Here is a 20,837-nt window from a genome sequence, read left to right as displayed (position 1 = left end):
CTGTTGACGTTCCATCACATCCTGTTGGACGGGTGGAGTCTGGCGCGGGTGCTGTCGCTGGTGTTCGACGATTTCGCGGCGCGTTCGGCGGGTTCGGCGCTGCCGCTGCTCTCCGGTGGTCGCGGTTTGGCGGCGCAGGTGGGCTGGCTGCGGGGTCGGGACGCGGGGGTGGCGGAGGAGTTCTGGCGCTCCGTGCTGGCCGGGTTCGAGTCCCCGGTGGCGCTGCCGTTCGACCGTCAGGTGGTGCGGGCGGGTCAGTCCCGCTCGACCGGCCGGGTCGGGGTGCGGCTGTCGCAGGAGCTGTCGGAGCGGGTGTTCGGGTTCGCGCGCCGGCACCGGCTGACGGTGAACGCGGTGGTGCAGGGCCTGTGGGCGCTGCTGCTGGCGGGCTGCTCGGGTCGTACCGACGTGGCATTCGGGGCGACGACGTCGGGTCGTCCGGTGGAGCTGCCGGGTGCGGACGAGATGATCGGCGTGTTCATCAACTCCCTTCCGGTGCGGGTGGATCTGGACCCGCACCAGGGTGTGGTGGAGTGGCTGCAGGCGCTCCAGGCCGAGCAGGTCGAGGCCCGGCGCTTCGACTACCTCCCGCTCACCCGGATCCAGGCCGTCAGCGAACTGCCCACCGACCAGGCCCTGTTCGACTCGCTCGTGATCTTCGCCAACTACCCGGTCGACACCGACACGGCGGCCGGTCGCGGGCTGCGGATCAGCGAGGTCACCGCGGTCGAGGCGACCAACTACCCGCTCAACCTGGCGGCCTACACCGGCGTCGGGCTCACCCTCGACCTGCTGTACGACCCGGCGATGTTCGACGAGGGCACCGTCGAGGGCCTGCGCGACCAGCTGGTCCGGCACGCCGAGAGCGTCGTCGCCGCCGACGGCTCCACCACCCTGGCCGGGCTCGACCCGCTCGGCGCCGACCAGCGCCACCAGGTCCTCGACGACTGGGGTCGCGGGGCGCCGGCCGAGCCGGACACCACGCTCACCGCGGTCTTCGCCGAGCAGGTGCGCCGCGACCCCGGCCGGATCGCCCTGGTGGTCGGGGACGAGGAGGTCTCGTACGGCGAGCTGGACGTGCGGGCCAACCGGCTCGCCCACCGCCTGATCGAGCTCGGGGTCCGCCCGGACTCCCGGGTCGGGGTGTGCCTGGGGCGGCGCACCGAGCTGTTCGTCGCCCTGCTCGCGGTGCTCAAGGCCGGCGGCGGCTACGTGCCGCTGGACCCGGAGTACCCCGCCGATCGGCTGGCCTTCATGGTGAGCGACTCCGGCGCCGAGCTGGTCATCACCGACGCCGCGAGCGCGAGCGCGCTGCCGGCCGGGGAAGTCCGGCTGCTGCTCGGGGACGACCCGCAGGAGGTGGCCGCCGTCCAGCGCCGGCCGCAGACCGATCCGCAGGTACCCGTCCACCCGGACAGCCTGGCGCACGTGATCTACACCTCCGGCTCCACCGGGCGCCCCAAGGGCGCCGTGATGCCGCACCGGGGCGTGCTGCGGGTCGCCCACGACCCCAAGCTCGCCCTGACCGCAGAGGACGTGGTCGGTCAGCTGGCCACCATCTCCTTCGACGCGGGCACGCTGGAGATCTGGAGCGCCCTGCTGAACGGCGCGGCGCTCGCAGTGAGCCCCAGCCGCAGCATGTCGGCCGCCGAGCTGGGCGCGTTCCTGCACGGGTACCGGGTGTCGGTGGTCTGGATCACCGCCGGGCTGTTCCACGAGATCGTGGACAGCGACGTCCAGGCCCTCGGCGGCCTGCGGCTGGTGATGTCCGGCGGTGACACCCTCTCGCCGGCCCACTGCGTGCGGGTGGTCGAGCAGGTGCCCGGCATCCGGGTGATCAACGGCTACGGGCCGACCGAGGGCACGGTGTTCACCTCGCTGTTCACCGTCAACGGCAACTACTCCGGGAACGGCCCGATGCCGATCGGCACCCCGATCGGCGGCACCCGGGTGTACGTCCTGGACCCGGCCCTGCGGCCGGTGCCCCCGGGCGTAGAGGGCGAGCTGTACGTCGCGGGCCAGGGCCTCGGACGCGGGTACGTCAACCGGCCCGGGATCACGGCCGAACGCTTCCTCGCCGACCCCTTCGCCGCCGACGGCTCGCGGATGTACCGCTCCGGCGACCTGGTGCGCTGGCTTCCGGACGGCAACCTGGACTTCGTCTCCCGGACGGACTTCCAGGTGAAGATCCGCGGCCTGCGGATCGAACTGGGCGAGATCGAGGCGGCCGTGGCCGACTACCCGGGCGTCGCCCAGGCGATGGTGCTGGCCCGCGAGGACGGCCCGGGCGGCAAGTGGCTGGTGGCGTACCTGGTGCCCGAGGCCGGTGCGCCCGCACCGGACCAGGCGCAACTGCGGGAGTTCCTGGCCCGCCGGCTGCCCGCCTACATGGTCCCGGGCGCGCTGGTGGCGCTGGAGGCGTTCCCGCTGACGCCCAACGGCAAGGTGGACCGCCGGGCCCTGCCCGCCCCGGGCACCACGGGCGGCTCGGAGGAGGAGTACCGGGCCCCCGCCACACCCATCGAGGAACTGCTCGCCGACATCTGGGCCCAGGTGCTCAAGACGCCGCGGATCAGCGCCGAGGCGAACTTCTTCGACCTGGGCGGCGACTCGATCCTCAGCATCCAGGTGATCTCCCGGATCCGGGAGACCTTCACCGTCGACCTGTCCGCCCGGACCCTGTTCGAAAACCCCACGGTCGAGGAGCTCGCGACAGCCGTCGAGGCCGCCCTCCTGGCCGCACTGGAACAGCAGGCCGACCAGCCGTAGCGCGGCCACCGCGAGACCGGCGCACGCTCGTGCGCCGGCCCCGCGGGCCCGCCGAACTCGAACCGACGTGCACACACGAAGAGGAGACACCCGATGGACGCGGCACGTGAGCGCCTGATCGAGTCGCTGCCGGAGCACATGCGGGCCGCGATGCGGGCGCGGCTGGCGGAGGGGGGCGGCAAGGACCGGCCGGGCCGGATCGTCCCGGCCGGCCGGGACCGGGCGCTGCCGCTGTCCTTCGCGCAGCAACGGCTCTGGTTCCTGGACGAGTTCGAGCCGGACAGCGCGGAGTACAACACCTGCAGCTCGCTGCGAATCACCGGAGAGCTGGACGTACGGGCGCTGTCGCTGGCGCTGTCCGCCCTGGTGGTGCGACACGAGGTGCTGCGGACCACCTTCGACGCGGTGGACGGCGAGGCGGTGCAGCTGATCGGCGCGCCGTTCACCGTGCCGGTGCCGGTGGTGGACCTGCCCGGCGCCCCCCACCCGCAGGACCGCGACGACCGGGCCAAGGAACTGCTGCGGGCCGAGGTCGCCCGCCCCTTCGACCTGCGCACCGGACCGCTGCTGCGGGCCCTGCTGGTGCGCCTGGACGAACACGAGCACGTCCTCGCCCTGACGGTCCACCACATCGTCACCGACGGATGGTCGATGGGCGTCGTGGCCCGCGAGCTGGGGGCCCTGTACGGGGCCGCGCTGGAGGCCGCGGCGGCGCAGCCCGAGGAGATCCTGGCGAAGGCGGGCCTCGCGCCGCTGGCCGTGCAGTACGCGGACTTCGCCGTGTGGCAGCGCGAGCGCCTGGCCGGCGCCGCGCTGGACGAGCAACTGTCGTACTGGTCCGGCAAGCTGGCCGGAGTGCAGGCGCTGGAGCTGCCGACCGACCGGCCCCGCCCGGCGGTGCGCACCTCGGCCGGCGCCCAGTACCTGTGCCGGCTGGACCCGGAGGTGACGGCCGGCCTGACGGCCGCGGCCCGGGCACGGGGCGGCACGCTGTTCATGAGCCTGGTCGCGCTCAGCTCCCTGGTGCTGTCCCGCTGGTCGGGCCAGCAGGACATCGCCCTGGGCACCTCGGTCTCCGGCCGCGAGCGGGCCGAGGTCGAGGACCTGATCGGCTTCTTCGTCAACACCCTGGTCCTGCGCACCGGTGTGGACGAGACCCGCTCCTTCGCCGACCACCTCGGCGCCGTCCGGGAGACCGTCCTGGAGGCGTTCGCGCACGCCGAGGTGCCCTTCGAGCGGGTCGTCGACGCCGTCGTCATCGAACGCGACCTCAGCCGCTCCCCGCTGGCCCAGGTCATGGTCTCGCTGCAGAACACCCCGGCCGAGAAGCTGCGGCTGTCCGGAGTGACCCTGGAGGAGTTCATCTTCTCCCGCGAGCAGTCCCTCTTCGACCTCGACCTCGACTTCTGGGAGCAGGACGGCGGCCTGCTCGCCGCCGTGCAGTACAACCCGGACCTCTTCGACGCCGCCACCGTCGAGCGCCTGTGCGGCCACCTGCGCCTGCTGGCCGGCCGACTGGCGGCCGAGCCGCAACGGCCGATGGCCGAGCTGTCGATGCTCGCCGACACCGAACTCGACCTGCTGCTGGGCACCTGGTCCGGCACCGCCGACCGGCTCCCGGTCACCACCCTGCCCCAGGAGTTCGAGGCCCAGGCCCGGCTGACCCCGCACCGCACCGCGCTGGTCTGCGCGGGCACCCGGCTGGACTTCGCCGAACTGGAGGCCCGGGCCAACCGCCTGGCGCACCACCTGATCGGCCACGCAGTGGGCCCCGAGGCGCTGGTGGCCCTCGCCCTGCCGCGCACCGAGGACATGGTGGTGGCCGTCCTCGCGGTCCTCAAGGCCGGCGGCGCCTACGTCCCGGTGGACCTCGAACTGCCCCCCGAGCGCATCGACTTCATGCTCGACGACGCCGCCCCGGCCCTGGTGCTGACGGCCGGCGCAGCCCTCGCCCCGGCCGGGCGCACCGCACTGGACCTCACCGACCCCACAGTGCGGGCGGCCGTCGCCGCACAGCCCGCCACCGCGCCCACCGACGCCGACCGGCTGCGCCCGCTGCACCCGGCCAACCCCGCCTACCTGATCTACACCTCCGGCTCCACCGGCCGCCCCAAGGGCGTTCTGACCACCCATCAGGGCCTGCTCAACCTGTACCGCAACCACCACGACGAGTTCATCCGGCCCGAGCAGGCCCGCGCGGGCGGGCGCACCATGCGGGCCGCGCTGACCGCCGTGTTCTCCTTCGACACCTCGTGGGAGGGCATGCTCTGGATGGTCGCCGGCCACGAGCTGCACCTGATCGACGACGAGACCCGGCGCGACCCCGAGGCGATCGTCGAGTATGTGGCCACCGAACGCGTCGACCTGCTCGACCTGACCCCCACCTACGCCGAGCAGGTCCTGGCCGCCGGCCTCCTGACCGACCCGCGGCACCGCCCGGCGATCCTGATGCTGGGCGGCGAAGGCGTCGGCGAGACGCTCTGGCGCGAACTGCGCGAGGCCGCCGACACCACCGGCTACAACTTCTACGGCCCCACCGAGGCGACCGTGGACACCGTGTGGTGCCGGCTGGAGCAGTCTCCGCGCCCGGTCGTCGGGCGCCCGGTGCACAACACCGGTGTGCGCGTCCTGGACCGCCGGCTGCGGCCGGTGCCGGTCGGCGTGGCCGGCGAACTCCACCTGACCGGGCCCTCGCTGGCCCGCGGCTACCTGCGCCGTCCGGGCCTGAGCGCCGAGCGCTTCGTCGCCGACCCCTACGGCGCCCCCGGCGAGCGCATGTACCGCACCGGAGACCTGGTGCGCTGGAACGCCGACGGGGTGCTGGAGTACCTGGGCCGCGCCGACGACCAGGTGAAGGTCCGCGGCTTCCGCATCGAACTGGGCGAGATCGAGTCCGCGCTCGCCGCCCACCCCGCGGTCGCGCAGGCCGTCGTGGTGGCCCGGGACGGCCGCGCCGGCGGCAAGCAGCTGGTCGGCTACGTGGTGGCCGTGCCGGGCGCACAGGCCCCGGCCACCGCCGAACTGCGCGCCCTGCTGGCCCGCAGCCTGCCCGACTACATGGTGCCCACCGCCGTCGTCGCCCTGGACACCCTGCCGGTGACCAGCAGCGGCAAGGTGGACCGGGCGGCCCTGCCCGCACCGGACCCCTCCGTCGTCCCCGTCCACGAGCGCATCGCCCCGCGCGACGCGGTCGAGGAGGCACTGGCCGGCGTCTGGGTGCAGGTGCTCGGGCTCGACGGGGTCGGGGTCACCGACAACTTCTTCGAGCTGGGCGGCAACTCGATCCTGAGCATCAAGGTCATCTCCCGGCTGCGCCGGCTCTTCGGGATCGAGCTCTCCGCTCGCTCGCTCTTCGACCGCCCGACCATCGAGGGCCTCGCCGAACTGGTGACCCAGGGCCGCGCGGCCCGACACACCGCCCGCATCGTCCCGGTCGGCCGCGACCGGGCACTGCCGCTGTCCTTCGCCCAGCAACGCCTCTGGTTCCTCGACGAGTTCGAGCCCGGCAACGCCGCCTACAACGCCGGCGGAGTGCTGCGGCTGAGCGGCGAACTCGACCTTGGGGCACTGTCGCTGGCCCTGTCCGCGCTGGTGGTCCGGCACGAGGTGCTGCGCACCACCTTCGCCGTCGCCGACGGCGAGGCCGTGCAGGTCGTCGGCGAGCCGTTCACCGTACCGGTGCCGGTGGTCGACGCCGCCGACGACACCGACCGGGTCGAGGAACTGCTGCGCGCCGAGGTCGCCCGCCCCTTCGACCTGCGCACCGGACCGCTGCTGCGGGCCCTGCTGGTGCGCCTGGGCGAGCACGAGCACGTCCTTGCCCTGACGCTGCACCACATCGTCACCGACGGCTGGTCCATGGGCGTCATCTCCGGCGAACTCGGAGCCCTGTACGGCGCCGCACTGGACAGCGACCCGACGGCGCAGCCCGAGCAGGTGCCGGCCAAGGCCGGCCTCGCGCCCCTGGCGGTGCAGTACGCGGACTTCGCGCTCTGGCAGCGCGAGCACCTGGCCGGCGCCGTCCTGGACGAGCAACTGTCGTACTGGTCCGCCAAATTGGCCGGCGTCCAGGCCCTGGAACTGCCCACCGACCGCCCCCGCCCGCCGGTGCGCACCTCGGCCGGCGCCCTGCACACCTTCCGGCTCTCTCCCCGGGCCACCGAAGGCATGGCCCGAACCGCGCAGGAACACGGCGCGACCCTGTTCATGGCCGTCACCGCCCTCAGCTCGCTGGTGCTCTCCCGCTGGAGCGGCCAGCGCGACCTCACCCTCGGCACCCTCAGCTCCGGACGCGAGCGCGCCGAGGTCGAAGGCCTCATCGGCTTCTTCGTCAACACCCTGGCGCTGCGCACCGACGTGGACGAGACCCGCTCCTTCGCCGAGCACCTCGGCGCCGTGCGCGACACCGTCCTGGAGGCGTTCGCGCACGCCGAAGTGCCCTTCGAGCGGGTCGTCGACGCCGTCGTCACCGAACGCGACCTCAGCCGCTCCCCGCTCGTCCAGGCCCTGGTGGCCTTCCAGAACACGCCCTCCGAGCCGATGCGGATGCACGGGCTGGAGCTGTCCGAGCAGCCGTTCGCCCGCGACTTCTCGCTTTTCGACCTCACCCTCAACTTCTGGGAGGAGGACGGCGCGCTGTGCGGCTCGCTGGAGTACAGCACCGACCTCTTCGACCCGCGGACCATGGCCCGGCTGGTCGGCCACCTCGAGGAACTGGCCTGCCGGGTCACCGCCGAACCCGCCCGGGCCACGGCCGAACTGCCGCTGCTCACCAAGGCCGAGCAGGAGGAGATCACCGCCCGCCAGTCCGGCCCCGAGCGGACCCTGCCCACCTGCACCGCCCCCGAGCTGTTCGAGGCCCAGGTCCTGCGCACACCCGACGTCCTCGCCGTCGCGGCCGACGACGACGAGCTGAGCTACGCCGAACTCAACGCCCGCGCCAACCGCCTGGCCCGGCACCTGCGCACGCTCGGCGCCGGCCCGGAGACCGTGGTGGCCGTCGCGATGCCCCGCACGGCCGCCCTGCTCACCGCCCTGTACGCCGTGCACAAGGCCGGCGCCGCCTACCTGCCGGTGGACCCGCAGTACCCGGCCGAGCGGATCGCCACCCTGCTGCGCGACGCCCGACCCGTCTGCCTGATCACCGCCACCGACGACGCCCTCCCGGCCGAACCCGCACCCGGCACGGCGCACCTGGCGCTGGACGCGCCCGAGGTCCGAGAGGCTCTGGCCGCCCACGCGGCCGACAACCTCACCGACACCGAGCGCGGCGGGCCGCTGCTCCCGCAGCACCCGGCCTACGTCATCTACACCTCGGGCTCCACCGGCACCCCCAAGGGCGTCGTGGTGCCGCACACCGGCCTGGTGAACTACCTGTACTGGTGCGACCACACCTACCCGGGCATCCGGGGCGGCGCCCTGCTGCACTCCTCGGTCTCCTTCGACCTCACCGTCACCACCCTGTTCGCCCCGCTCGCCTTCGGCGGCACCCTCTACGTCGGCGACCTCGACGAACTCGACCCGAAGCGCTGGCAGGGCCGGCGCCCGGTGCCCACCTTCGTCAAGGCCACGCCCAGCCACCTCCCGCTGCTGGAGGCCCTGCCCGAGGGCGTGCTTCCCGAGGGCGACCTGGTGGTCGGCGGTGAGCAGCTGCTCGGCACCACACTGGCCCACTGGCGGGCCAAGCACCCGGGCGCCGCGGTCGTCAACGAGTACGGTCCCACCGAGGCCACCGTCGGCTGCGTCGTCCACCGCCTGGCACCCGGCGAGGCCGACCAGGACGGCGCCGTCGCCATCGGCACCCCGCTGTGGAACATGCGCGCCTACGTGCTGGACGCCCTGCTGCGCCCGGTGCCCACCAGCGTGGCCGGTGAACTGTACGTTGCCGGAGCCCAGTTGGCCCGCGGCTACCTCGGCCGTCCGGGCCTGAGCGCGGAGCGCTTCGTCGCCGACCCCCACGGCGCGCCCGGCGCGCGGATGTACCGCACCGGCGACCTGGTGCGCCGCGACCGCGACGGCGTCCTGGAATACCTGGGCCGCACCGACGATCAGGTCAAGATCCGCGCCCACCGGATCGAACTGGGCGAGGTGGAAGCGGCGTTGACCGCAGCGCCCGGGGTCGGTCAGGTCTCGGTGGTCGCCGTCGACGGGCCGGGCGGGCTGCGCCTGGCCGCCTACGCCGCGCCCCGCCCGGGCGAGAGCGAGCCGGCCGTGGAGGCGCTGCGCGAGTTCGCGGCCGCGGTACTGCCGGACTACATGGTCCCGGCGCTGTTCACGGTGCTGCCCGAGCTGCCGTTGACCGTCAACGGCAAGGTGGACCGCCGGGCCCTGCCCGACCCGTCCGCCACCGCCCCCGAGCCGGCCGCCGAGAGCCCGCGGGACGAGGCCGAGCGGCTGATCGCCGGCGTCTTCGCCGACCTGCTCGGCCTGGAGCGGGTCGGCGTGACGGACAGCTTCTTCGACCTCGGCGGCGACTCGATCCTGAGTATCCAGCTGGTCGCCCGGCTGCGCCGGGCCGGGCTGACGGTCAGCTCGAAGGACGTCTTCAGGGGCGGCAGCGTCCGTGCCCTGGCCCAGCTGCTGGCCGAGAAGTCGCCCGAGCAGCCGGCCGGATCCGCCGCGGCGCCGGCCCCCGCCACCGGCCCGGCGCCGCTGGCCCCGGTCCAGCAGTGGTTCTTCGAGCGCTACCGCGAGGAGCCCGGCCACTACAACATGTCCGTCCAGCTGGAACTGGCCGAGGACGTGCGGCCCGAGGCGCTCGCGGCGGCGGTGGCCGGTCTGACGGCGCACCACGAGGCACTGCGGATGCGCTTCACCGGCGACGGGGCCGAGCGGCGCCAGCAGCCGGTGGCCCCGGAGCAGGCGGCGTCGCTGGAGCGGGTGGACCTGTCGGCGGTGCCGGCGGACGCCCGGGCGGCCGAGGAGGCCGCCCGGGTCAGGGCCGCGCAGCGCTCACTGGACCTGACGGCCGGCCCGGTCTTCCGGGCGGTGCACCTGGACGGCGGCCCGTCCCGCCCGTCCCGGCTGCTGCTGATCGCGCACCACCTGGTGGTGGACGCGGTGTCCTGGCGGATCCTGCTGGACGACCTGGCGAGCGCCTACCGGCAGGCGGTGGCGGGCGAGCCCGTCCACCTGGAGCCGGTCGCCACCTCCTACACCGGCTGGGTGAGCGCGCTGCGCGAGCACGTCGCGGGCGGGGCGCTGGAGGACGAGCGCCCGTACTGGGCGCACATTGCCGCCGGAGAATCCCCGGCAATACCCCTGGATCACGCCGGTGGTAATACGGTATCGTCGGAGGCGGATATTTCGGCCGAATTGGACGAGGCAGAGACCGCGAAACTCCTGCGGACCGCCCCGGGCCAATACCGGGCGCGCACCGAGGAAATTCTGGTGGCGGCGCTCGGGGCGGCCCTGACCGGCTGGTCCGGGGGCTCCGGAATCCTGGTCGACCTGGAGGGGCACGGCCGCGACAGCGAACTCGACGGCTGCGACGTCGCGCGCACCGTCGGCTGGTTCACCACCATCTACCCGGTCCGGCTGCCGGCGCCGGCCACGGCCGACCCGAAGGCCCGGGTGCGGGCCGCGGCGGGCCTGCTGCGGGCCGTCCCGGGGCGCGGCATCGGCCGCGGAGCGCTCGCCCGGTACTCCGAGGCCGGCGACCCGGCCGCCGGGGCGTCGCCCGAGGTGATCTTCAACTACCTCGGGCGGTTCGAGGAAACACCTGGTGGGGGGCGACAGGACGGCCCGTTCAGGGCCGTGCTGCCGATCGCCGACCAGCAGAGCGAGCGCGGCCGGCGCCCGCACCTGATCGACATCGCCGCCGCGGTGAACGGGAACCGGTTCACGGTCACCTGGCGGTACTCGACCGAACTGCACCGCGCGGAGACCATCGCGAAACTGGCCGATAGCTTCCTGGCCGAGCTGCGTGACCTGCTGAATCCCGCCCGCTAGTTTCAGACCGCGGTTCAAAAACCGCCGGTTCCGGCGGGTGCGAAAAAGGGCCTGCCCGGCGGAAATCCCGACCACCGAATGCGACAAAGGGGAGAACCATGTCCAACCCGTTCGAGAACGACGATTCCGAATACCTGGTGCTGGTCAACGACGAGGGCCAGCACTCGCTCTGGCCGACCTTCGCCGAGGTTCCCGGCGGCTGGCACCGGGAATTCGGCCCGGCCGCCCGCCAGGAATGCCTGGAATTCGTCGAGAAGAACTGGACCGACATGCGCCCGAAGAGCCTGATCGAGGCCATGGGGGCCTGACCCGCCCGGCCGTACCACGCGTGGAGGAGACAACATGAACGGGACGCTGCCGCCGGAGTTGGCGGTGCTCGGCCCCTGTACCGGCCGGGTCGAGGGCAATGCAGACACGGCCGTGGTGGTCTACCGCCCGGCCGCGGGCGGACTGGACATCGCCCAGTGGGCGACCGAGCACCGCCCGCACCTGATGGACGCGCTCGCGACGTACGGCGCGGTCCTGGTCCGCGGGGTCGTGCACGAGGCCGCCCTGCTCAACGAGGTGGCCGGCCGCATCGGCGGCGAACTGCTCACCTACAACGAGCGGTCCACGCCGCGCACGCAGGTCAGCGGCAACGTGTACACCTCGACGGAGTACCCGGCGGCGCAGACCATCGTCCAGCACAACGAGAGCGCATACTCCGACGGCTACCCGCTCTGGCTGTTCTTCGCCAGTACCGTGGCCGCTGAGACCGGCGGCGAGACCCCGCTCGCCGACAGCCGCGCGGTGGCCCGGCGCCTGCCCGCCTCCCTGGTGGGCCGCTTCCGCGCCAAGGGCGTCCTGTACACCCGCGCCTACCGCGAGGGCATGGGCCTGACCTGGCAGGAGTCCTACCAGACCGAGGACCGCGCCAAGGTCGAGGAGTACTGCCGCTCGCACGGCATCGAGTGGACCTGGACGGAGGACGGCCTGCGCACCCGCCACCGCCGACCCGCGCTGATCACCGACCCGCGCACCGGCGAGGAGTCCTGGTTCAACCAGGCCCACCTCTTCCACTCCTCCAACCTGCCCAAGGAGACCCGCGAGGCGCTGGAGGAGATGTTCGACCCCGAGGACATGCCGCGCGGCGCCTACTACGGCGACGGCACGCCCATTCCGGACGAGGAGCTGGACCTGGTCCGCCAGGCCTTCGAGGACAGCGCCTTCGCCTTCCCGTGGGTCGAGGGCGACCTCCTGATGGTCAACAACCTGCTGGTCTCGCACGGCCGCCGGCCGTACACGGGCAAGCGCACGACGCTGGTCGCGATGGCCGGGAACGGACACGGTGACGCATGAGCACTGAACGGACGGCAGGCACCGAGCAGGTGCGCACCTACTACGAGCTGGTGGACGCCCAGGACGTGGAGGGCCTGATCGCCCTGTTCGCCCCGGACGCGGTCTACCGGCGCCCCGGCTACGACCCGATGCGCGGCCACGACGGCCTGCGGGCCTTCTACACCGGGCAGCGGGTGATCGAGTCCGGCCGGCACACCATCACCTCGCTCACCGCCCAGGACGACCGGGTCACCGTCTCCGGGGTCTTCGAGGGGCGGCTCAAGGACGGCAAGGACGTCTCCCTGGAGTTCGCCGACTTCTTCACGCTCACCCCCGAGGGCCTCTTCCAGCGCCGGGACACCTTCTTCTTCGCCCCGCTGGTCTGACCCCCACCATCCGGGCCCTTCCCTTGCGGGCCCTTCCCGCCGGGCCCCTCGGCCCGACCCCGCCCCGGCCGGCCGCACCCGGCCGGGGCCGGCCCCACCCGAAGACCGTCCACAGGAGGCCGAGTGTCCCCGCGCATCGAGAGAAAACCCCTGGAGCACCCGCTGCCCGTCGCCGAACGGCTCGAGCGCACCCGCTCCGCCGCCTTCGGCTCGGCCCTGACCGAACACCTGGTCTCCGTCGAGTGGGACGCCGAACAGGGCTGGCACAGCGCCCAACTGCAGCCCTACGAACCACTGCTGATGGACCCGGCGATGGTCGGCCTGCACTACGGGCAGGTCGTCTTCGAAGGCGTCAAGGCCTTCAGGACACCCGATGGGGCGATCCGCATCTTCCGCCCCGAGGCCCACGCCCGCCGCTTCCAGGACTCCGCCCGGCGGCTGATGATGCCCGAGATGCCGCAGGACCTCTTCGTCGCCGCCCTCGACGAGCTGACCCGCCAGGACCAGGACTGGCTACCCGACGACCCCGAGATGAGCCTCTACCTGCGTCCGCTGCTCTACGGCAGCGAGCGCACCCTCGCGCTGCGCCCCGCCCGGCAGTACCGCTTCCTGCTCATGGCCTTCGTCACCGAGGCCTACTTCGGCCGGGACCAGAAGCCGGTGCGGGTCTGGGTCACCGAGGAGTTCTCCCGCGCCGCGGCCGGCGGCACCGGCGCGGCCAAGTGCGCCGGCAATTACGCGGGCAGCCTGCTGGCCCAGGAACAGGCCAAGGCCAAGGGCTGCGACCAGGTGGTCTGGCTCGACTCGGCGGAGCACCGCTGGGTGGAGGAGATGGGCGGGATGAACCTCTTCTTCGTCCACGGCTCCGGCGCCGACACCCGGCTGACCACCCCGCCGCTCACCGGCACCCTGCTGCCCGGCGTCACCCGGGCCTCCCTGCTGGACCTCGCCGCCGACCTGGGCATCCCGGCCGCCGAGGAGCCGCTCAGCCTGGACGCCTGGCGCGCCGGCTGCGTCTCCGGCGAGATCACCGAGGTGTTCGCCTGCGGCACCGCGGCCCGGGTCAGCCCGGTCAACGAGGTCGCCACCGCCGACGGCTCCTGGGTCATCGGCGACGGCCGCACCGGCCCGCTCACCGCCCGCCTCGCCGAACTGCTGACCTCCGTCCAGCAGGGCACCGCGCCCGATGCGCACGGCTGGATGCACGACGTCCCGCTCGCCTGACCGCCGCCCCATCCCTTCACAACGACAGCCAAGGAGTACCCATGCCCAACAAGATCGTCATAGTCGGTGGCGGGACGTCCGGATGGATGACCGCCGCGTACCTGCGCGCCACCTTCGGCCCGAACGTCTCGGTCACCCTGGTCGAGTCCAAGCGGATCAAGACCATCGGCGTCGGCGAGGCGACCTTCAGCACCGTGCGGCACTTCTTCGACTACCTCGGCCTGCCCGAGGAGGAGTGGATGCCGCGCACCAACGCCACCTACAAGCTCGGCATCAGGTTCGAGAACTGGCGGCGCAAGGGCCACTACTTCTACCACCCCTTCGAGCGGCTGCGGGTCGTCGACGGCTTCCCGCTCACCGACTGGTGGCTCAAGGACCGGCCCAGTGACCGGTTCGACCAGGACACCTTCCTGATGACCTCGATCTGCGACAACGAGCGCTCCCCCCGCTACCTGGACGGCACCCTGTTCGAGCAGGAGTTCGTCGAGCGCCCCAAGGACGGCAACGCCTCGCGCACCACGCTGTCCGAGCAGGCCACCCAGTTCCCCTACGCCTACCAGTTCGACGCCTCGCTGCTCGCCGACTTCCTCTCCGAGTACGCCATCGAGCGCGGCGCCGTTCATATCGAGGACGACGTGCTGGAGGTCGTCCGTGACGACCGCGGCTGGATCAGCCACCTGCGCACCCGCGAGCACGGCGACCTGTCCGGCGACCTGTTCATCGACTGCTCCGGCTTCCGCGGCCTGCTGATCAACCAGGCCCTCGAAGAGCCGTTCATCTCCTACCAGGACACCCTGCCCAACGACCGCGCCGTCGCCCTGCGCGTGCCGGTGGACATGGCCAAGCGCGGCCTGCGCCCGGCCACCACCGCCACCGCCCAGGAGGCCGGCTGGATCTGGAGCATCCCGCTGTTCGGCCGCCTGGGCACCGGCTACGTCTACGCCTCCGACTACACCACCCCCGAGGAGGCCGAGCGCACCCTGCGCGAGTTCGTCGGCCCCGACGCCGAGGACCTGGAGGCCAACCACATCAAGATGCGGGTCGGGCGCACCCGCAACGCCTGGGTCAACAACTGCGTGGCGATCGGCCTGTCCAGCGGCTTCGTCGAGCCGCTGGAGTCCACCGGTATCTTCTTCATCCAGCGAGGCATCGAGCAGTTGGTCAAGCACTTCCCGAACGCCGACTGGGACCCGCAGCTGCGCAAGTCCTACAACAGCGCGATGGCCCACACCCTCGACGGCGTCCGCGAGTTCCTGGTCCTGCACTACAAGGGCGCGGCCCGCGACGACAACGCCTACTGGCGCGACGCCAAGACCCGCGTCATCCCCGACGGACTGGCCGAGCGGCTGGAGCAGTGGCAGGTCAAGCCGCCGACCAGCGACACCATCTACCCGCACTACCACGGCTTCGAGGCGTACTCCTACCTCGCCATGCTGCTCGGCCTCGGCGGCATTCCGATCAAGGCCGTCCCGGCGATGTCGCTGATGGACTCCACCGCCGCCGCCAAGGAGTTCCAGCAGCTCAAGGACCAGGCGCAGGATCTCGTCAGGCGCCTGCCCAGCCAGTACGAGTACCTCGCCCAGCGGCACTGACCGTCCGTAGAGACAGGGAGAGCATTCGTGTTGGCGAGTACGTTCATCGAGCCGGCCCTGGTGGTCCTCGTGCTGGTCCCCGGCGCCCTGCTGGGCCGTCGGGCGGCCAAGGCGCTGGGCCAGCCGGCCGTGGTCGGGGAGATCGCGGCCTGTCTGGCGCTGGGCGCCCTGCTGAGCTCCCGGGTGCACTGGGGCACCCAGTCGCCCGGCTGGGACCTGTTCAAGGAACTCGGGCACCTCGGCCTCTGCCTGTTCCTGGTCGGCGCCGCCCACGAGATCCGCGGCGGCGGCCACCGCCTGCCCAGACGGGCGCTGGCCTGGCTGTCGGCCGGGTCGATCCTGGTCCCGATGGGCGCCGGCGCCCTGCTCGCGGCCTGGATCATCGCCGGCGGGGGAGGCCCGCACCTGCGCGGGGACTCCGGAACACCCGCCTTCGTGTTGATGCTCGCGATCGCACTGGCGGTCACCGCCGTGCCGGTGCTCGCCGGCATCCTGCGCGACCGCCGCATGGAGCACACCGAGGAGGGCCGGCTCTCGATGGCCTCCGCCGTCCTCATCGACGCCGTCACCTGGGTCCTGCTCACCCTGGCGATCGGCCTGCACAAGGGTGGCGACGGCCCGCTGCGCGCCGTCCTGGTGGTACTGGGCGGGGCGATGGGCGCGCTTGCCCTGCGCCGCCTGGCCGGCACCCCGGCGGTGGACCGGGCGGCCTGCGGCTACCCGAGGGCGGCGGTGCTGGCGGTGGGCCTGCTCGCCCTCGGCGCCGCCCGGCTGACCCAGGACCTGGGCCTGAGCGACGTGTTCGGAGCCGTCATGGTCGGCCTGGCGCTGCCGCCGGACGGCGGCCTCGGCCCCTGGACCAGGTCGGCCGATCTGCTCGGCAAGCTGGGCCGCGGCCTGCTGCCGGTGCTGTTCCTGACCGCCGGGACCACCCTGGCGGCCGCCCCCGGCGGAGCGTTCTCCTGGTCGGCCACCATCGTCGCCACCGCCCTCGCGCTGGCCGGAAAGCTCGTGGGCAGCTACCTCGGCGCCCGGGCCGGCGACCAGCCGCCGATCTCCTCGTTCAAGCTGGCCGCGCTCATGAACACCCGCGGTCTCACCGAGATCGTGATCCTGCAGATCGGGTACAGCGCGGGTCTCCTGCCGCCGGCGCTCTACGTCGCGCTCGTCATCATGGCGCTGATCACCACGGGGCTGAGCGGGCCACTGCTGTGGCTGGCCGACCGGATCGGGACCCGTGCGCCGGTGGCCGCCGAACCGATCCTCCAACAAGTCGAGCGGTGAGTCTCATGGAAGTCGTCGCAAACCCTGACACCATCCGTACCGCCCCGCCGAGTTCGCCCGAGGAGTTCCGGTCGCTGATGGCCGGCTTCCCGACCGGGGTCGCCATCGTCACCGCGGTCGACCGCGACGGCCGCCCCTGGGGCATGACCTGCTCGGCGCTGTGCAGCGTCAGCGTGGACCCGCCCACCCTGGCCGTCGGCATGCGGGCCGAGAGCCCGACCCTGCGGGCGGCCCTGGAATCGGACGCCTTCACCGTCAACCTGCTGCACGCCCAGGGTCGTTCGGCCGCCGAGCTGTTCGCCTCCGGGGCCCCGGACCGCTTCGACTCCACCGAGTGGAGCATGCCCGAGTACGCCGCCGGCCCCCACCTCACCGAGGCCGCGCACGCCGTCGCCGACTGCCGCATCACCCAGATCGTGGTGGTCGGGGAGCGGCGGATGGTCTTCGGCGAGGTCATCCAAGTAATCCAACTCGCAGACGACGACCCGCTGTTGTACGGAAGCCGACGCTACGGCACCTGGTCTGCCACCCAACCGAGGAGTCACCGATGAACGCAGCCGCCCCCCGCGGTGCCGTCACCCGACACGCCCGCCCCCGGAACTTCCTGATGTGCCGCCCGACCCACTACGACGTCAGCTACTCCATCAACCCGTGGATGGAACCGGCCAAGCCGACCGACACCTCGCTCGCCGTCGCCCAGTGGGAGCGGCTGCACGATCTCTTCCTGGAGCTCGGGCACACCATCGAGCTGATCGAGCCGATCCCTGGCCTGCCCGACATGGTGTACGCCGCCAACGGCGCCACCGTGGTCGACGGCAAGGTGTTCGGCGCACGCTTCCGCCACCAGGAGCGGGTCGCCGAGGGCCCCGCCTACCTGGACTGGTTCCGCGCGCGCGGCTACACCGAGCTGCACGAGCCGCAGTACGTCAACGAGGGAGAGGGCGACTTCCTCGTCACCGACAGCCACGTGCTCGCCGGCTGGGGCTTCCGCAGCACACTCGAGGGCCACGCCGAGGCCCAGGAGTTCTTCGGCCGCCCCGTCGTCGGCCTGGAACTGGTCGACCCGCGCTTCTACCACCTGGACACCGCCCTGGCCGTGCTCGACGGCGACGAGATCATGTACAACCCGGCCGCCTTCTCCGCCGGAAGCCTCGCCGTGCTGCGCCGCCTCTACCCCGACGCCCTGCTCGCCGAGCCCGCCGACGCGGCCGTGTTCGGCCTCAACGCGATCAGCGACGGTCGGCACGTCGTGTTGCCCGAGGCTGCCACCGGCTTGGCCGGGCAGCTGCGCGAGCGCGGCTTCGAGCCGATCGGCGTCGACCTGACCGAACTCCTCAAGGCGGGCGGCAGCGTCAAGTGCTGCACGCTCGAACTAAGGCCCCGCGGCTGAGCGCCGCCGTCCCGGTCGGCGCCCCGCCGCCGGCCGGGCCAGCTCCAACTGACCGGAAGCGTCGTGACCGTTCCGCCATCGGTCGCGGCGCTTCCCTCTGCCCTGAGGTCGCGTGGTGACAGTGGAGATGACGATGACGCAAAGCATGCACGGCACAGGAAGCACCGGCAGATCCGACTGCGGGCGCCAGCTCCCCAGCCCGATGCCGGTGCACAAGTACCGCCCCTACCGACCGATCGGCCTCACCGGCCGCACCTGGCCCGATCGCACCCTCGACCGCGCCCCGCTGTGGTGCAGCGTCGACCTGCGCGACGGCAACCAGGCCCTGATCGACCCCATGGGGGTGGACCGCAAGCAGCGCATGTTCGACCTGCTGGTCGCCCTGGGCTTCAAAGAGATCGAGGTCGGCTACCCGACCGCCTCCCGGGACGACCACGACTTCGTGCGCCGGATCATCGAGACCGGCGCGATCCCCCAGGACGTGGTCGTCCAGGTCATGGCACCGATCCGGGACGGCTTCCTGGAACGCACCGTGGACTCGCTGCGCGGCGCCCGCCGGGCCGTGCTGCAGGTCTTCAATCCGACCTCCGAACTGCAGCGCCGGCTCGTGTTGCGGATGGACCGCCAGGAGACCCTGGACCTCGCCCTGCGCGGCGCCGAGGAGGCGCTGCGCCTGCAGGATTCGCTGCCCGGCACCGAGCTCTACCTCCAGTACGCCCCGGAGTCCTGGACCCAGACCGAGCCCGAGTACGCGCTCGAACTGTGCAACGCCGTCCTGGACTTCTGGGCGCCCCGAGCCGCCCACACCCTGCGCGTCAACCTGCCGGCCACCGTCGAGGTCTTCCCGCCGCACGAGTTCGCCGACCGCATCGAGTACATGCACCGCAACCTGGCGCACCGCGAGCGTACCCTGCTGTCCGTCCACCCCCACAACGACCGCGGCAGCGGGGTGGCGGCCGCCGAACTGGCCGTCCTCGCCGGCGCCGACCGGGTCGAGGGCACCCTGTTCGGCAACGGCGAACGCTCCGGCAACGTCTGCCTGGTGACGCTCGCCATGAACCTCTTCTCCCAGGGCGTCGACCCGATGCTCGACCTGCGCGACCTCGACGGCATCCGCCGCGTGGTGGAGGACGTCAACCGGCTGCCCGTTCCGGTGCGCCAGCCCTGGGCGGGCGACTTCGTCTACACCTCCTTCGCCGGCGCCCACCAGGACGCCATCAGCAAGGGCTTGGCCGCCCGTATCGGCGACCCTGACGAGCCCTGGCAGGTGCCCTACCTGCCTGTCGACCCGCGGGACATCGGGCGCGACTACCAGGCGCTGATCCGGATCAACACCCAGTCCGGCAAGGGCGGCGTCGCTCACCTGATGCGCCGTGAGTACGGCATCGACCTGCCGCGTCGGCTGCAGATCGACTTCGCCACCGTCATGCAGCGCGTCTGCGAGCAGATCGGGGGCGAGGTCGACTCCGCCGAGCTCTGGCGCACCTTCGAGAAGACCTATGTCGCGCCCGGCCAGGCGCCCGACGAGGCCGAATCGGCGACCGTGACGGGCCGCTTCGACGAGGACGGGCCGACGGCTGAGGGGGAGTGGGCCGAACAGGCCCGCTCGCTGCTCGCCGCCGCCGGCGGCACCGCTCGGCTCGGGCACCTGGACCTCCACAAGGCAGGCGGCCGCACCCAGGCGGTCGTCGCCTGCTGCGAACTTCTGGTGGACGGCCGCCCGGTGTGGGGAGTGGGTATCCACGAACGGGCCGGGCAGGCCGTGCGGGCCGGGGTGTGCGCGGCCCTGGAGCGCATCCGCCGCACCGCCCGGCCCGTGGACGGCGCCGCGATCAGGACACCGTCGTCCGCGGCGCACTGACGGTCACCCAGTGATCCAGCAGGGCCGCAGCGGCCCCCGAGTCGACCACTTCGGCGGCCCGCGCCAGCGTAGCCGCCAAGCGGTCGGCGACCGGCTGGTGCGACGGCTCCAGAGCGGCCAGCCCGGCCGCCGCGGACAACAGGACCGCGTCGCGCACCGGACCGCGCTCGCCGCCCAGCACCGAGCGTGCTACGGCGGCGTTGTGCGCCGCGTCGCCGCCGCGCAGCGCGCCGCGATCCGCGAGCGCGATTCCCAGCCGACGCGGGTCCAGGCGCTCGCACTCGACCTGTCCGCCGTGCGTCGACCAGATCGTGGAGGAGCCGGTGACGGTCAGCTCGTCCAGGCCGTCGTCTCCCCGGAACACCAGCGCGCTCACTCCCCGCTCGGCCAGGAACTCCGCGATCAGCGGCCCCAGCCGGGGGTCCGCGACCCCGACCGCCAGCGCGCCCGGGTCGGCCGGATTGGTCAGCGGGCCCAGCGCATTGAACACCGTCGGCACCGCCAACTCCCGCCGCACGGCCGAGGCGTGGCGGAACGCCGGATTGAACGCCGGGGCGAAGCAGAAACCGATGCCCACCTCCCGCACCGAGCGCACCACCTCCTCGGGCGAGGACTCCAGGCCCACGCCGAGGTGCTCCAGCACATCGGCCGAACCCGACGCGGAGGACGCCGAACGGTTGCCGTGCTTGACCACCCGTGCCCCGGCCGCCGCAGCCACGATCGCCGACATGGTGGACACGTTCACCGTATGCGCCCCGTCCCCGCCGGTGCCCACGATGTCCACGACGGGCCCCGGTACGCTCAGCGCCACCGCGTGGCTGCGCGCGCAGGCGACCAGTCCGGCCAGCTCTCGCGCGGTCTCGCCCTTGGCCCGCAGCGCCACCAGGAAGCCGGCCAGCTGCGCCGGGCCCGTCTGGCCGCGCATCACCCGGTCCATCGCCCACGAGGTGTCGGCGGCATCCAGATCGGTCCCGGCCAGCAGCGCGGTCAGCAGCCCCGGCCACGTCCTCTGATTGATTCCCACCATGAGTTCCTCACCTGATATCGGATTCCGGTTTCGTCTG

Annotated in this window: 12 protein-coding genes; 11 read left to right on the top strand and 1 reads right to left on the bottom strand. The window is 72.7% G+C overall.

The annotated features are described in order from the left end of the window. From ACIBEC_RS38520 to ACIBEC_RS38470, 11 genes are all read left to right on the top strand, one after another. Positions 1 to 2,769 (top strand): amino acid adenylation domain-containing protein (locus ACIBEC_RS38520; protein WP_396290024.1); only part of this gene is annotated, 2,769 nt, incomplete at its 5' end. A gap of 93 nt (positions 2,770 to 2,862) precedes the next feature. Next, positions 2,863 to 10,719, top strand: a complete 7,857-nt coding sequence (locus ACIBEC_RS38515; protein ID WP_360507456.1) for an amino acid adenylation domain-containing protein — start codon at positions 2,863 to 2,865, stop codon at positions 10,717 to 10,719. A 98-nt stretch (positions 10,720 to 10,817) separates the two neighbouring features. Continuing rightward, the gene (locus tag ACIBEC_RS38510; protein WP_350517906.1) at positions 10,818 to 11,027 is read left to right on the top strand and encodes an MbtH family protein; all 210 of its coding nucleotides are present in this window, start codon (positions 10,818 to 10,820) and stop codon (positions 11,025 to 11,027) included. A 34-nt stretch (positions 11,028 to 11,061) separates the two neighbouring features. Then, positions 11,062 to 12,057, top strand: a complete 996-nt coding sequence (locus ACIBEC_RS38505; RefSeq protein WP_360507454.1) for a TauD/TfdA family dioxygenase — start codon at positions 11,062 to 11,064, stop codon at positions 12,055 to 12,057. Then, positions 12,054 to 12,422, top strand: coding sequence for a nuclear transport factor 2 family protein (locus ACIBEC_RS38500; protein WP_360507451.1), 369 nt, complete (start codon positions 12,054 to 12,056; stop codon positions 12,420 to 12,422). Before ACIBEC_RS38505 ends, ACIBEC_RS38500 begins: the two co-directional genes overlap by 4 nt. 123 nt (positions 12,423 to 12,545) lie before the next feature. Continuing rightward, positions 12,546 to 13,646, top strand: coding sequence for a branched-chain amino acid aminotransferase (locus ACIBEC_RS38495; protein WP_360507448.1), 1,101 nt, complete (start codon positions 12,546 to 12,548; stop codon positions 13,644 to 13,646). Between the two features lie 41 nt (positions 13,647 to 13,687). After that, complete coding sequence (locus tag ACIBEC_RS38490) at positions 13,688 to 15,238, top strand: tryptophan halogenase family protein (RefSeq protein WP_360507446.1); 1,551 nt, start codon at positions 13,688 to 13,690, stop codon at positions 15,236 to 15,238. Positions 15,239 to 15,265: 27 nt separating this feature from the next. Continuing rightward, positions 15,266 to 16,522 (top strand): cation:proton antiporter, encoded by a 1,257-nt coding sequence (locus ACIBEC_RS38485; protein ID WP_360507443.1) that lies wholly within the window; start codon positions 15,266 to 15,268, stop codon positions 16,520 to 16,522. 5 nt (positions 16,523 to 16,527) lie between these two features. Beyond that, positions 16,528 to 17,073, top strand: a complete 546-nt coding sequence (locus tag ACIBEC_RS38480; protein WP_360507440.1) for a flavin reductase family protein — start codon at positions 16,528 to 16,530, stop codon at positions 17,071 to 17,073. Beyond that, positions 17,070 to 17,912 (top strand): dimethylargininase, encoded by an 843-nt coding sequence (gene ddaH / locus ACIBEC_RS38475; protein WP_360507437.1) that lies wholly within the window; start codon positions 17,070 to 17,072, stop codon positions 17,910 to 17,912. Before ACIBEC_RS38480 ends, ddaH begins: the two co-directional genes overlap by 4 nt. Positions 17,913 to 18,045: 133 nt before the next feature. Next, complete coding sequence (locus ACIBEC_RS38470; RefSeq protein ID WP_360507434.1) at positions 18,046 to 19,773, top strand: 2-isopropylmalate synthase; 1,728 nt, start codon at positions 18,046 to 18,048, stop codon at positions 19,771 to 19,773. On the opposite strand, the gene trpD is transcribed toward ACIBEC_RS38470, so the two are convergent. Then, positions 19,745 to 20,800, bottom strand: coding sequence for an anthranilate phosphoribosyltransferase (trpD, locus tag ACIBEC_RS38465; protein ID WP_360507431.1), 1,056 nt, complete (start codon positions 20,798 to 20,800; stop codon positions 19,745 to 19,747). The genes ACIBEC_RS38470 and trpD overlap by 29 nt on opposite strands. Between the last annotated feature and the right edge of the window lie 37 nt (positions 20,801 to 20,837).

The organism is Kitasatospora sp. NPDC051164 (assembly GCF_044455625.1).
In the GTDB taxonomy this organism is placed as follows: Bacteria; Actinomycetota; Actinomycetes; order Streptomycetales; family Streptomycetaceae; genus Kitasatospora.
The sequence above is the reverse complement of the archived record's forward strand: the minus strand, read 5'-3'. Positions and strand labels throughout refer to the sequence as shown.

Coding starts and splice junctions, on each gene's coding strand:
- ACIBEC_RS38515 (WP_360507456.1), top strand. CDS start 2,863: ATGGACGCGGCACGTGAGCGCCTGATCGAGTCGCTGCCGGAGCACATG.
- ACIBEC_RS38480 (WP_360507440.1), top strand. CDS start 16,528: ATGGAAGTCGTCGCAAACCCTGACACCATCCGTACCGCCCCGCCGAGT.
- trpD (WP_360507431.1), bottom strand. CDS start 20,800: ATGGTGGGAATCAATCAGAGGACGTGGCCGGGGCTGCTGACCGCGCTG.
- ACIBEC_RS38500 (WP_360507451.1), top strand. CDS start 12,054: ATGAGCACTGAACGGACGGCAGGCACCGAGCAGGTGCGCACCTACTAC.
- ACIBEC_RS38505 (WP_360507454.1), top strand. CDS start 11,062: ATGAACGGGACGCTGCCGCCGGAGTTGGCGGTGCTCGGCCCCTGTACC.
- ACIBEC_RS38510 (WP_350517906.1), top strand. CDS start 10,818: ATGTCCAACCCGTTCGAGAACGACGATTCCGAATACCTGGTGCTGGTC.
- ACIBEC_RS38490 (WP_360507446.1), top strand. CDS start 13,688: ATGCCCAACAAGATCGTCATAGTCGGTGGCGGGACGTCCGGATGGATG.
- ACIBEC_RS38470 (WP_360507434.1), top strand. CDS start 18,046: ATGACGCAAAGCATGCACGGCACAGGAAGCACCGGCAGATCCGACTGC.
- ddaH (WP_360507437.1), top strand. CDS start 17,070: ATGAACGCAGCCGCCCCCCGCGGTGCCGTCACCCGACACGCCCGCCCC.